Genomic DNA, 12,256 nt, shown 5'->3' on the forward strand with positions numbered 1-12,256 from the left:
GCAACTGACGCGGCTCTCGGGCGGAACCTGCGGCGATTGCGCTCGGTTGTCGGGTATGAGCGCCGCTCCCCTGGACATACCGCCGTCCCCTCTGGGGGGCCACGCCGATTTCGACCTGCCACCGGTTCTCGTGACCGAGGGGGGCGAGCGGCGCGCCGTGGGCATCGAGGTGGAGTTCGCGGGCCTGAGCGCCGAGGGCGCCGCGGCGGTGATCCAGAACGCGCTCGGCGGCGCCATCGAGCAGACGGACCCGAACGCCTTCCGGATCATCGGCACGTCGCTCGGCGACCTCGAGGTCGAGATCGACAGCCGGATCCTCCATCCGAGCAAGACCCGGCACAACGTCATCGCGGAAGTGGGCTCGCGGGTCGCCTCCTGGCTCGGCTCGGCGACGAGCCACGTCATCCCCTGCGAGCTCGTCACGGGGCCCCTGCCTATGGACCGGGTGCACGAGTTCGACCGGGCCGTGGACGCCCTGCGCACGGCCGGCGCCCGGGGCACCCAGGACGGCGCGCTCTACGCCTTCGGCCTCCATTTCAACCCGCAGGCGGCGGGTGCCTCCATCGACGCGATCCTCCCCGTCCTGCGCGCCTTCGTCCTCCTCAACACCTGGCTTCGCCGGCAGGTGGCCCCGGACGCCACCCGCTCGCTCCTCGGCTTCGCCGATCCGTTCCCGGCCGACTACGTGCGCCGCGTCGCAGATCCCGCCTACAGGCCGGACCTCGCGGCCTTCATCGACGATTACCTCGCCGCGAACCCCACCCGGAACCGCGACCTCGACCTCCTGCCCCTTCTCACCCATCTCGACGAGGCGCGGGTGCGGGCCGTGCTGCCCAACGAGAAGATCGGCAGCCGCCCCACCTTCCATTACCGCCTGCCCGACGCGCGGGTGAGCGATCCGGGCTGGAGCATCGCGCCCGAGTGGAACCGCTGGGTGGCCGTGGAGCGCGTCGCGGCCGACGCCGAGCGCCTGGATCGTCTCGGCACCGCCTATCTCGGCTTTCCCGGCGACGACAAGAGCTGGGCCGACCGCGCCGAGCGGCTCGCCTTCGCCTAGGGCGGCCGGCGCGCAATCCCGGGAGGGCCATCACCGATGAGCAATTCGAGCGCGGGGAGCCACCTTCGAGATCGTCGTGATCGCCTGAGGCGGGCCGTCCCGCCGGAGCGCATCCGGGGGAGGCCCGCATGACCCGCCCGCTCATCGGCGTCACCACGTCGCGCCGGGGCGGCTGGCGCGCCTATCTCATGCACCGGCTCGCGCTGGCGCGGGCAGGCGCCCGGGCCGTGCGGCTCGTGGCGGGGGAGGCTGCGCCCCGCGAGCCCCTCGACGGGCTGATCATCGGCGGGGGCGACGACATCGGGGCGGAGCTCTATGGCGGCAGCGTCCTCCCCGACGTGCGGGTCGATCCCGAGCGCGACGCGCTGGAGCTGCGGGTCCTGCGCGAGGCCCTGCCCCAGGGCGTGCCGGTGCTCGGCATCTGCCGCGGGGCGCAGATGATCAATGTGGCGCTCGGGGGCAACCTGCACACCGACATCTACGAGGTCTACGTCAAGGCGCCGCATATGCGCACGGTGCTCGCCAAGAAGGTCGTCGCGGTGGAGCCCGGCAGCCGTCTCGACCGTATCCTGCGCTGCAACCCCTGCCGGGTGAACGCCCTCCACCACCAATCCGTGGATCGCCTGGGCGAGGGCCTGCGGGTCGTGGCCCGGGACGAGGCGGGGGTGGTGCAGGCGATCGAGACCACGGCGGACCGCTTCATCATCGGCGTGCAATGGCACCCCGAGCTCCTCGTCCTGCGCCGCCCGCACCAGCGCCTCTTCGGCGCCCTGGTCGAGGCCGCCCGCGGCCCGCGCGCCACGCGCCTCGAGGAGGCGATGCCAGCGCCGCTCGCGGCGGGCTCGTGAGGGATCCCGAGAGGCCTAGCCCAAAACAGGCCCCCCCTCGTCCTGAGGCGCCCACCGCAGGTGGGCCTCGAAGGGCGCTCCAGAGTTCTCCTTCCGGCTGTGGAAGCGTGCTGCGTGCTTCGAGGCTCCGCTACGCTGCGCACCTCAGCATGAGGGGGATGGCGATGGTGGGACGGCCGTTGCGGGCCTGACCCTTCACGCCGCCGCGAAGTTGGAGCGCTGGGCCCAGCCCGTCATGCGCCGCTCCACGATCACCGTGATCGCGTACATGACGACGCCGAGGACGGCGAGCGCGATGAGGGCGGCGAAGAGGAGGGGGACGTTGAAGTCGGCGGAGGCGCGGGCCATGAGGTTGCCCACGCCCACATTCGAGGCGTTGTACTCGCCGATCACCGAGCCGACGTAAGCCAGCGTGATCGCCACCTTCAGCGAGCCGAAGAAGTAGGGCATCGAGCGCGGGATGCCGACCTTCACGATGATGTCGCGCTTGGAGGCGCCGAGCGCCCGCAGCACGTCCTCGGCCTCCGGCTCGATGGTGGCGAGCCCCGTCGCGACGTTCACGACGATGGGGAAGAACGAGATCATGAAGGCGGTGAGCACGGGCGCCTGCCAGCCCACCCCGAACCAGATCACGAGGATCGGCACCACCGCCACCTTCGGCACGGCGTTGAAGCCGACCAGCAGCGGATAGGTGCCCGCGTTGACGAAGCGCGAGGCGCCGAGCGCCATGCCGAGCAGCAGCCCGAACCCGACCGCGAGGCCGAAGCCCGCAAGCGTCATCCACAGCGTGTGGAAGGAGTGGTAGCCGATCTGCGTCCGGTACTGCCAAAGCGCCTCCAGGATCGCGGAGGGGGGCGGCAGGACGTAGGACGAGATCTTGAACGCCCGGCAGCCGATCTCCCAGAGGAGGAAGAAGCCGATGGTGAAGAGCCAGGGGGCGAGCGCGAGGCTGCGGTCGCGGCGGCGGCGGGACATGGGGGCTCCTGGGGTCAGGCCGCGACGCGGGCGTGGGCGATGTGGGCGCGCAATTCGTGCACGATGTCCATGAAAGGCTGGGTGTAGGTGACCTCAAGGTCCCGGGGCCGGGGGAGGTCCACCTCCCGCTCGGCGATGATGCGGCCGGGCCTGGAGCTCATGCAGAAGATCCGATCGGCGAGGAACACCGCCTCGCGCAGGTCGTGCGTCACGAGGACGACGGTGAATCTCTGCGCCGCGTGCAGGTCACGGATCACGCACCACAACTCCTCGCGGGTGAAGGCGTCGAGCGCGCCGAAGGGCTCGTCGAGCATCAGGAGCTTGGGCTCGTGGATCAGCGCCCGGCACAGGCTCGCGCGCTGCTGCATGCCCCCCGAGAGCTGCCACGGATATTTCGAGCCCTGGCCCTTGAGGCCCACCTGCTCCAGCAGCGCCTCGGCCTTGGCCACGTACTCGGCCCGGTTGGAGCGCAGGCGCGAGCGGTGCGGCTGCACCACCTCGAGGGGCAGGAGCAGGTTCTGGAGCGTGGTGCGCCAGGGCAGCATGGTGGGGTTCTGGAACGCCATGCCGGCGATCTTCACCGGCGCTCCCACCTCGCGCCCATCGACGATGACGGTGCCCTTGGCGGGAAATTGCAGCCCGGTGGCGAGCTTCATGAGGGTGGACTTGCCGCAACCCGACGGGCCGACGACGGCGGCGAACTCGCCCTCCATCACCTTGATGTTGAGGTCCTGCACGGCCGGCGCGCCGTCCTCGGCGCCCGCATAGACGTGGGTGACGTCGTGAATGTCGACGAAGGCGGGCACGGGTGGGCTCCGGTGTTTTGGTCACCTCTCCCCGCATGGCGGGGAGAGGGGGGCGTCACTGAACCTTCCGCTCCGCCGCGGGCGGCAGGAAGGCGTCGGTGAAGATGTCCTCGGTCTTCGGGCGGTTCTTGTAGGTGAAGGTGAGCCCGATCTGGTCGATCGCCCGCTCGAAGCGCGCCTTGTCGATGCCGCCGAAGCCGTTCTCCTTGACCCACGGGGTGACCACGTTCTGGTCGAGGGTCATCTTGAGGCGCTCCAGCTCCACGTCGCGCCGCGCCACGTCGTTGCGCTTGATCACGAGGTCGGTCGCGGCGGCCGGGTTCGCCACCACGTCGCGCACGCCCTTGACCAGCGCGCGCAGGAAGCCGCGCACCGCCTCGGGCTTCTCGGCCATGAACTTCGGGTTGACCATCACGACGTTGCCGTAGAGCTCGACGCCGTAGTCGCTCATGAGCATGACGACGATGTCGTTCTCGGGCACGTTGCGGGACTTCACGTTGATGTAGGACGAGTTGGCGAAGCCGAAGACCGCGTCCACCTCGCCCTGGGCCAGCATGGGCTCGCGAACGGGGAAGCCCACGTTCTCGAAGCGCATGTTCCATTCCTTCTCGTCGATCTTGTTGACCGCCTTGAAGATGGGCCACTGGGCATAGGCCGCGTCCGCCGCGGGGGCGCCGAACTTCTTGCCGCGCAGCGACGAGACCTCGCTCGAGATGCCGCGGCTCTTGCGCCCGACGATGGAAAAGGGCGGGCGGTCGTAGATCATCGCGATCGCCTTCACGTCGACGGTCGGGTTCTCGTCGCGGAAGCGCACCAGCGAGTTCACGTCGCCGAAGCCCATGTCGTAGGTGCCCGACGCCACGCGCGGGATCGCCTCGCGCGAGCCGTTGCCGGTGTCGATGGTGACGTCGAGGCCCTCCCCCTTGAAGTAGCCCTTCTCCAGCGCCATCAGGAACAGTGCCGAGGGGCCCTCGAAGCGCCAGTCGAGGGTGAAGCGGATCGGCGTCTGCGCGCTCGCGCCCACGGACCACAGCGACGCCGCCGCACCCGCGCCGAGCGCCAGCGCTCCCATCATCACGCGGCGGGTCAGACCCGCGCCACGCCCCTTCGCTCCCACCATCTCACCACTCCACCCTTATTTGGATTGTCGGTTCGCGCCCGAGCCGCCGGGCGCGCTGCCGGCGTCGTCTGGCAAGGTCCATGCCGTTCCAGGGAAAGCAAGCCGGAAGGGGGCGGCGCCGTCAAGCGGCGCGCTCGGTTTTTGGGCAAGTGGGCAAGCTTTCGGCATGTTCACCACCCGTCAACCTTGACGGACGACAGGCCTACCGCGCTCCCCTTGACGGCATCCGCAGAACTCCTACATCGAGCTCATCGGTTACCGGGCCCCTCTGGCGGAGCGCACAGCGCCCGTGATGTCGGAAACCGTCGCACCTTCGCGCAACCATCAGGTCCGGTATGATGATCGAACTGTTTGAAGCCGCTTGGCTCGGCAAGCCCCTGTGGATGTGGGCCGCTTTCCTCGGCCTCGTCGTCGTCCTCCTCGCCTTCGACCTCGGCGTCCTGCACCGGGACGACAAGGAGCTCGGCGTCTCCGAGAGCCTCTGGCTGTCAGCCTTCTACATCGCCATCGCGATGGCGTTCGGCGGCTATATCTGGTGGTCCTTCGAGACCGGGCGGCTCGTGACCGAGGACGGCATGCATGCCGGCATCGCGTTCTTCACGGGCTACTTCATCGAGAAGTCGCTCTCGATCGACAACGTCTTCGTGATCTCGCTGATCTTCACCTATTTCGCGATCCCGCGGAAATACCAGTACCGGGCCCTCGTCTGGGGCATCCTGGCGGTGATCGTGCTGCGCGGCCTCATGATCGCGGTGGGCGCGGCCCTCGTGCAGGAATATGCCTGGATCCTCTACTTCTTCGGCGCCTTCCTCATCGCGACGGGCATCAAGATGCTCATCGTGCCCGAGAGCGACCCGGACGTGTCGAAGAACCCTGTCGTGCGCTTCATGCGCCGGCACATGCGGGTGACGGACAAGCTCCACGACCAGCACTTCTTCGTGCGCGAGCCCGATCCGGCCACCGGCAAGCTCGTCCTGTGGGCGACCCCGCTCTTCCTCGCCCTCGTGATCATCAACATCGCCGACCTCATCTTCGCGGTCGACTCGGTGCCGGCGATCTTCGCCATCACGACAGACACCTTCGTGGTCTACACGGCGAACATCATGGCGATCCTCGGCCTGCGCGCGCTCTATTTCGCCCTCGCCGCCATGGTGCACCGGTTCCACTACCTGAAATACGCGCTCGCTATCGTGCTCATGTTCATCGGGGCGAAGATCTTCTGGAACCAGCTCGTCGGCAAGTTCCCGCCGGAGCTCTCGCTCGGGATCACGCTGGCCCTCATTGCCGGCGGCGTCGTCTACTCTCTGTGGAAGACCCGCCACGAGAACCACGCGGCCAAGCCCGCGGAGTGAGGCGCCGCCTCGCTCGCCAGCCATCCCCGAGCATCCAAGGCGCCCCCGAGACCCGGGGGCGCCTTTCGTCATGGGACATCAAGCCGTCAGCGCGCCGCGACGACCGCGATCTCGACCTTGTACTGGGGCGCGGCGAGCTTCGCCTCCACGGTGGCGCGGGCGGGGGCGCAGCCCGGGGCGACCCAGGCGTCCCACACGCCGTTCATCTCGGGGAAGGTGGAGATGTCGGTGAGCCAGATATTGGCCGAGATGAGCCGGGTCTTGTCCGTGCCGGCTTGCGCCAGCAGCCCGTCGATGAGCTCCAGGATCTCCCGCGTCTGCTCCCCGACGGACGCCCCCGCCGTGGCTCTCGCCACCTGCCCCGCCGTGAACACGAGAGGCCCATGCGCCACCGCCATGCTCATGCGGGGGCCGGGCTCGATGCGCTGGATGTCGGTGTCGCTCATTTTGATCCTCTGGAAGAGCCTCGCGGCTTTTTGCGGCAGTTCCAGCACGGCTGCAAGGGAGTTGACGCGGTCGAGTGGCACTTCCTTTTGGAAGCCGCGGGCAACCTGCGGATGGTGAGTCCTCTTCCCGCCTGGCTTGCAGTCGCAGGCGAGACCGTCGCATGACAGGAGGCGGGGCATTCGTGGGACCTCGAACGTCGTTGATGCCGTATCTGCATTTGGAAGGAACTGAACCCATGCTTGCTCGGTTAAGCTCAACGGCTGCTAGAGCGTACGAGGGAGTTCTATGGTGGGCGCGAGACGGGTACTTCTTATATTCATAATGTTTGTTGGCCCATCGATAGCTGCCAATAGCCAGGGAGGTGTAGGCATCGGCACAGTCGCCGCCATCGACAACGTTCCGAATCAAAAAGTCTCTACAAAAGAAGTTGTTGAAGGGTCGAGCGTACCTGCACACTGGCGCCTGTACGATAGCCCGGACTATGTAAACGCCGCATACCCCGCAGCCAAAAATTTTCGATTTGCAAAAGTAAACTCGCAGATCGCCGTAGTTGATCAGCGCGGTCAGATCATTGCGATACTGAGTCGCGGCAATTTTGTAGATTGGGCATCAACAAACATTCTAGGCAAGTGAATGCGGTGAGCAAAGAAATTTGCGGTGTCGATGATATCCATATCATTCTCGTACATGGAACCTTCTCTACATCGGCTGTGTGGGCTGCCGAAGAAAGTAAGTTTCGGAAGGTACTAAGCGCTACATTGAAAGAGTCTAAGTGTAATTACAAGTTCCATGTAGTTGATTGGGACGGCAATAACGTTGTCACTTCTCGTCGACTGGCCTCTTTGGCCATCCAAAGCGTCATCTCGTCTCTCCCGCCGTCAGCGAAATTCCTCCTCATAGGACACAGCCACGGCGGAAGTGCGATTTCGTATCTCCTCAAGACGAGAGCCGATCTCGGCGAGCGGCTCGCTGGCGTCGTCTATATGTCAACACCATTCATCGCGTTAAGGCTGCGGAGACGAGTTCCAGACACTTTGATTGCAACAAGTTTTCTCTGGGGACTCGGAGTATATGTAGCAATAGGCGTTTTCTTCGGCTGGTTGGAATGGCAGCTGTCTATTCCGGCCAATTTCCCATATCTCGTTCCGATTAACTTATTTGCATCGATACTGATCGGACTTTATATTATACAATTCTTACTAAAGAGGCGAAGACTAATTGTTCGAGCTGACAGCCTATATATGAAGCGATTGAACATGACAGCTCAAGAGCAAGATACATGCGATTTACCCTTCATGGAACAATCTATTTTCATAAGAACGACTGGCGATGAAGCATCAGCAGCACTGTCGTTTATTCAATTTCTGTCATTAATTGCACTTAAAATTGGCGATATCACAGATGGAGTTATCAGTTCATCCGTAAGATATCTAGAGAAATTTGTAGCATACTGGCCTACATTCTTCCTGTTGGTAGGCAGCCTTGCAACCATACAAATCTGGATAATTTACTATGCAAGAATATGCCTGAGCTACGGTGAATTTCTATCACCAGGCGATGCATTCAGCGGATATCACATAAATTTTATTTTTATCAATAACGCCTTCACTCAAGGCTCTTCAGATATTTTAGCATTTCCAGGAATAACAATTGGCGCTTTATTTATTCTTATTTCCATTCTGATGTTTTTCACAATTTTGATAAGAGGGTCTATATCTACGATTACATTGTTTGCATTTGGAGTAACTTATTTTCGTTACGCCTCGCTCTTGGACTTAGCCGTTGAGCCAGCCCCCTACGGCGCCAGCAACCTGCATCATGTGCAGTGGCCTACTCAGGGCGAGGAAGAAGCGCCTTTGAATCACAGCAACGTATATTCAAATCAGTCTGCGGTTGAATTAATCGGCCACTGGATTCTTGATCGGACGAGTAATTTGAGCTCCTGAAAAGGCCGCACCACGTAGGTCGCTAGAGTAGACCTCGCATAAAAAAGGCGCGGCTCCCGGGAGCCGCGCCTCGCAGTCGGGCGTCCGATGAGACGGACGCTTACTCGCCCGCCTCGCGGCGCGAGGGACGGCGGCCGCGGTCGCCACGGTCGCCGCCGCGATCACCGCGATCGCCCCGGTCCGGACGGGGGCCGCGGTCCTCGCGCTCCTCGGGCTCGCCACGCTCGGCGCGCTCGGCCTTGAGCTTCTCGGTGATGTCCTCGCCGGTCGCCTGGTCGACGACCTTCATGGAGAGCCGCACCTTGCCGCGGTCGTCCATGCCGAGGAACTTCACCTTCACCTTGTCGCCTTCCTTGACGACGTCGGTCACCTTGGCGACGCGCTGGGGCGCGAGCTCGGAGATGTGGACGAGGCCGTCCTTGGGGCCGAAGAAGTTGATGAAGGCGCCGAAGTCCATGGTCTTCACCACGGTGCCGTCATAGATCATGCCGGCCTCGGGCTCCGCCACGATGGAGCGGATCCAGTTATAGGCCGCCTTGATCGCCTTGCCGTCGGCGGACGCGATCTTGATCGTGCCGTCGTCCTGGATGTCGATCTTGGCGCCGGTCTTCTCCACGATCTCGCGGATGACCTTGCCGCCCGTCCCGATGACCTCGCGGATCTTGTCGGTGGGGATCTTCATCGTCTCGATGCGGGGCGCGTGCTCGCCCAGCTCGGCGCGCGGCGCGGTGAGCGCCTTGTTCATCTCGTCCAGGATGTGGGCGCGACCGCCCTTCGCCTGGTCGAGAGCGACCCGCATGATCTCCTCGGTGATGCCGGCGATCTTGATGTCCATCTGGAGGGAGGTGATGCCCTCCTCCGTGCCGGCCACCTTGAAGTCCATGTCGCCCAGGTGATCCTCGTCGCCGAGGATGTCGGAGAGCACGGCGAAGCGCTCACCCTCGAGGATGAGGCCCATGGCGATGCCGGCCACCGGACGGCGAAGCGGCACGCCCGCGTCCATCAGCGCGAGCGATCCGCCGCACACCGAGGCCATCGACGACGAGCCGTTCGACTCCGTGATCTCGGAGACGACGCGGATCGTGTAGGGGAACTCGTGGGCGGGCGGCAGCATCGGGTGGATGGCGCGCCAGGCGAGCTTGCCGTGGCCGATCTCGCGGCGGCCGGGCGAGCCCATGCGGCCCGTCTCGCCCACCGAATAGGGCGGGAAGTTGTAGTGCAGCAGGAAGGACTCCTTGCGGGTGCCCTCCAGCTGGTCGATGAACTGCTCGTCCTCGCCGGTGCCGAGCGTGGTCACGACCAGCGCCTGCGTCTCGCCGCGGGTGAACAGCGCCGAGCCGTGGGTGCGCGGCAGGATGCCGACCTCCGCCACGATGGGGCGCACGGTCTTGAGGTCGCGCCCGTCGATGCGCGAGCCCGTGTCGAGGATGTTCCAGCGGACCACCTTGGACTGGGCCTCCTTGAAGGCGGCCTTCACCTTCTCGGCGGGGAAGCGGGCCTCGCCCTCGGCGGGAACCAGCGCCTCCATGACGCGCGCCTTCACGGCGTCGACGGCGGCGTAGCGCTCCTGCTTCACGGTCTTCTTGTAGGCCTCGCGCAGGTCGCTCTCGCAGATCTCGAGCACGGCCTTCTCGACGTCCGACATGTCGGCGGCGGCGAAGTCGCGAGGCTCCTTGGCGGCCTTCTCGGCGAGGCGGATGATCGCCTCGATGATGGGCTGGAAGTGCTTGTGGCCGAACATCACGGCCCCGAGCATCACGTCCTCGGGCAGCTCCTTGGCCTCGGACTCCACCATCAGGACCGCGTCCTGGGTGCCGGCGACGACGAGGTCGAGGGACGAGCCCTCCATCTCGGCGAGCGGCGGGTTGAGCATGTACTGGCCGTTGACGTAGCCCACGCGCGCCGCGCCCACGGGGCCCATGAAGGGCACGCCCGAGAGGGTGAGCGCCGCGGAGGCCGCGACCATGGCGACGATGTCGGGATCGTTCTCGAGATCGTGGCTCAGCACGGTCACGACCACCTGGGTGTCGTTGCGCCAGCCGTCGATGAAGAGGGGGCGGATCGGACGGTCGATGAGGCGGGAGACGAGCGTCTCCTTCTCGGTCGGACGGCCCTCGCGCTTGAAGTAGCCGCCGGGGATGCGGCCGGCCGCGTAGGTGCGCTCCTGGTAGTTCACCGTGAGCGGCAGGAAGTCGATGCCGGGCTTGGGCTCCTTGGCGCCCACCACGGTGGCGAGCACCGTGGTCTCGCCGTAGGTCGCCACCACGGCGCCGTCGGCCTGGCGGGCCATCTTGCCCGTCTCGAGCACGAGCTTGCGGCCGGCCCAGATCAGCTCTTCGCGTTGCGTATCGAACATAGACGTCTCTCTCATGGGTTCAGGCGGGGCCCGATGCCATAGGCAAGACGGCAAGGGGCTCGGGCCGGGACCGTACGATCCCGTGCGCTCGAGCCCCTTGCGATCCTGCCATGGTCATCGCGCCGTCCGCCTGTGGTCGGGCCGGCCGGCGGATCCGGCAGGTCCCGGACCGCCGCGGATCCGTGATCCCCGGCGGCCGATGCGGACCCGTCGCGATCCGACGGGTCCGGTCGTGGGACGCGCCCCAGGGCGCGCCCGGCGAGATCAGCGGCGGATGCCCAGCCGCTCGATCAGGGTGCGGTAGCGCTGCTCGTCCTTGCCCTTGACGTAGTCGAGGAGCGAACGACGCTGCGAGACCATCTTCAGGAGGCCGCGGCGGGAATGGTTGTCCTTGGCGTGGCTCTTGAAGTGACCGGTCAGGTTGTTGATCCGCTCGGTGAGGATGGCCACCTGGACCTCCGGGGAGCCCGTATCGGAGCCGCCGCGAGCATATTCCTTGATGAGCGCGGTCTTGCGCTCGGCCGTGATCGACATCGAATCGTCCTTTCGCGTGAGATGGGAGAACGAGGATCCGCCGCCGGAGCGGCTGGGAGCCCGTCGTTCGTGACGCCGTCGGTACGGCCGGGCCGGGATGTCGTCCAGCACGGTCGAACACGAACGGCCGCGGTGCGCAAACGGCGCATCCGCGGGCCGGCGCACCATACATGAAAACCGCTCCCGCGCCAGTCCCGTGTGAGCGGCAGGCACGGGCCCCGCCCGGGCGCCGGAGCAGGAACCTGGGCGGCAAGCGGCCGTTGATCCGCGACAGAACCACACAGGAGCCCCCCATGGCCACCGGATCGGAGAGCACGCGAAGCCTCTACGCGGTCGCGCTGCGCAACACCCACGCCCTCGAGATGCAGGCGCTCCAGATCATGGAGCGGCAGGTCGAGCGCATCCAGAACTACCCCGAGATGGAGCAGATCCTGCGCCGCCACATCCAGGAGACGCACGCCCAGCGCGACCGGATCGAGGCGGCGATGAGCGATATCGGGGAAAGCCCCTCGGCCCTCAAGGAGGCGGTGCTCGGCTTCATCGGCAACATGGCGGCCATCGCGCACTCGCCCTTCGAGGACGAGATCCTGAAGAACTCCTATGCCAACCACGCCTTCGAGAACTTCGAGATCGCGGCCTATACCTCGCTTCTCGTGATCACCGAGGCCGCCGGCCAGTCCCGCCACCTCTCCGCCTTCCAGCAGTCGCTGCAGGAGGAGAAGACCACGGCACAGCTCATCCACGACGCCATCCAGCCCATCACCCGCAAGTACATCATGCTTGAGGAGCAGGGCGCGAAGGCCGACCGCTAGATC

The 12,256-nt window shown here is 65.5% G+C and carries 12 protein-coding genes; 6 read left to right on the plus strand and 6 right to left on the minus strand.

Annotated features, from left to right (window positions below; genetic code table 11):
- The first annotated feature begins 55 nt into the window (after positions 1-55).
- The gene (locus F0L46_RS18155) at positions 56-1,057 is read left to right on the plus strand and encodes an amidoligase family protein (RefSeq protein ID WP_149820143.1); all 1,002 of its coding nucleotides are present in this window, start codon (positions 56-58) and stop codon (positions 1,055-1,057) included.
- Between the two features lie 128 nt (positions 1,058-1,185).
- Positions 1,186-1,905 (plus strand): gamma-glutamyl-gamma-aminobutyrate hydrolase family protein, encoded by a 720-nt coding sequence (locus F0L46_RS18160; RefSeq protein WP_149820145.1) that lies wholly within the window; start codon positions 1,186-1,188, stop codon positions 1,903-1,905.
- A gap of 195 nt (positions 1,906-2,100) precedes the next feature.
- Here F0L46_RS18160 and F0L46_RS18165 read toward each other — a convergent pair whose 3' ends face one another.
- The 3 genes from F0L46_RS18165 to F0L46_RS18175 are packed head-to-tail and all read right to left on the minus strand — an operon-like array spanning position 2,101 to position 4,806.
- Positions 2,101-2,880, minus strand: coding sequence for an ABC transporter permease (locus tag F0L46_RS18165; RefSeq protein ID WP_149820148.1), 780 nt, complete (start codon positions 2,878-2,880; stop codon positions 2,101-2,103).
- 14 nt (positions 2,881-2,894) lie between these two features.
- Positions 2,895-3,686, minus strand: coding sequence for an ABC transporter ATP-binding protein (locus F0L46_RS18170; protein WP_149820149.1), 792 nt, complete (start codon positions 3,684-3,686; stop codon positions 2,895-2,897).
- 55 nt (positions 3,687-3,741) lie between these two features.
- A complete protein-coding gene (locus F0L46_RS18175) occupies positions 3,742-4,806 on the minus strand; it encodes an ABC transporter substrate-binding protein (protein WP_240540053.1) in 1,065 nt (354 codons plus the stop codon).
- A gap of 335 nt (positions 4,807-5,141) precedes the next feature.
- Here F0L46_RS18175 and F0L46_RS18180 point away from each other — a divergent pair, with 335 nt between their 5' ends.
- Positions 5,142-6,158: a TerC family protein gene (locus F0L46_RS18180; protein ID WP_149820151.1), complete on the plus strand. Its 1,017-nt coding sequence runs from the start codon at positions 5,142-5,144 to the stop codon at positions 6,156-6,158.
- An 86-nt stretch (positions 6,159-6,244) separates the two neighbouring features.
- Here the strand turns inward: F0L46_RS18180 and F0L46_RS18185 are convergent, their stop codons facing one another.
- Complete coding sequence (locus F0L46_RS18185; RefSeq protein ID WP_149820153.1) at positions 6,245-6,604, minus strand: RidA family protein; 360 nt, start codon at positions 6,602-6,604, stop codon at positions 6,245-6,247.
- A gap of 286 nt (positions 6,605-6,890) precedes the next feature.
- Here F0L46_RS18185 and F0L46_RS18190 point away from each other — a divergent pair, with 286 nt between their 5' ends.
- Together F0L46_RS18190 and F0L46_RS18195 are read left to right on the plus strand one after the other, a co-directional pair.
- Complete coding sequence (locus F0L46_RS18190; RefSeq protein ID WP_149820155.1) at positions 6,891-7,238, plus strand: hypothetical protein; 348 nt, start codon at positions 6,891-6,893, stop codon at positions 7,236-7,238.
- Positions 7,239-7,243: 5 nt separating this feature from the next.
- Entirely contained in the window at positions 7,244-8,551 is a 1,308-nt protein-coding gene (locus F0L46_RS18195; RefSeq protein ID WP_149820156.1) for an esterase/lipase family protein, read from the plus strand.
- 100 nt (positions 8,552-8,651) lie between these two features.
- On the opposite strand, the gene pnp is transcribed toward F0L46_RS18195, so the two are convergent.
- Complete coding sequence (gene pnp / locus F0L46_RS18200; RefSeq protein ID WP_149820158.1) at positions 8,652-10,907, minus strand: polyribonucleotide nucleotidyltransferase; 2,256 nt, start codon at positions 10,905-10,907, stop codon at positions 8,652-8,654.
- Between the two features lie 264 nt (positions 10,908-11,171).
- Positions 11,172-11,441: a 30S ribosomal protein S15 gene (gene rpsO, locus F0L46_RS18205; protein ID WP_149820160.1), complete on the minus strand. Its 270-nt coding sequence runs from the start codon at positions 11,439-11,441 to the stop codon at positions 11,172-11,174.
- Positions 11,442-11,734: 293 nt separating this feature from the next.
- Between rpsO and F0L46_RS18210 the strand changes: the two genes are divergently transcribed.
- Complete coding sequence (locus F0L46_RS18210) at positions 11,735-12,253, plus strand: ferritin-like domain-containing protein (protein ID WP_149820162.1); 519 nt, start codon at positions 11,735-11,737, stop codon at positions 12,251-12,253.
- Positions 12,254-12,256: the final 3 nt, after the last annotated feature.

Source organism: Salinarimonas soli, assembly GCF_008386575.1.
GTDB classification, from domain to species: Bacteria; Pseudomonadota; Alphaproteobacteria; order Rhizobiales; family Beijerinckiaceae; genus Salinarimonas_A; species Salinarimonas_A soli.

Excerpts from the sequence above, each read along its gene's own strand:
- rpsO (WP_149820160.1), bottom strand. The coding sequence starts at position 11,441 with ATGTCGATCACGGCCGAGCGCAAGACCGCGCTCATCAAGGAATATGCT.
- F0L46_RS18175 (WP_240540053.1), bottom strand. The coding sequence starts at position 4,806 with ATGGTGGGAGCGAAGGGGCGTGGCGCGGGTCTGACCCGCCGCGTGATG.
- F0L46_RS18155 (WP_149820143.1), top strand. The coding sequence starts at position 56 with ATGAGCGCCGCTCCCCTGGACATACCGCCGTCCCCTCTGGGGGGCCAC.
- F0L46_RS18165 (WP_149820148.1), bottom strand. The coding sequence starts at position 2,880 with ATGTCCCGCCGCCGCCGCGACCGCAGCCTCGCGCTCGCCCCCTGGCTC.
- F0L46_RS18190 (WP_149820155.1), top strand. The coding sequence starts at position 6,891 with ATGGTGGGCGCGAGACGGGTACTTCTTATATTCATAATGTTTGTTGGC.
- F0L46_RS18160 (WP_149820145.1), top strand. The coding sequence starts at position 1,186 with ATGACCCGCCCGCTCATCGGCGTCACCACGTCGCGCCGGGGCGGCTGG.
- pnp (WP_149820158.1), bottom strand. The coding sequence starts at position 10,907 with ATGTTCGATACGCAACGCGAAGAGCTGATCTGGGCCGGCCGCAAGCTC.
- F0L46_RS18185 (WP_149820153.1), bottom strand. The coding sequence starts at position 6,604 with ATGAGCGACACCGACATCCAGCGCATCGAGCCCGGCCCCCGCATGAGC.
- F0L46_RS18210 (WP_149820162.1), top strand. The coding sequence starts at position 11,735 with ATGGCCACCGGATCGGAGAGCACGCGAAGCCTCTACGCGGTCGCGCTG.
- F0L46_RS18180 (WP_149820151.1), top strand. The coding sequence starts at position 5,142 with ATGATGATCGAACTGTTTGAAGCCGCTTGGCTCGGCAAGCCCCTGTGG.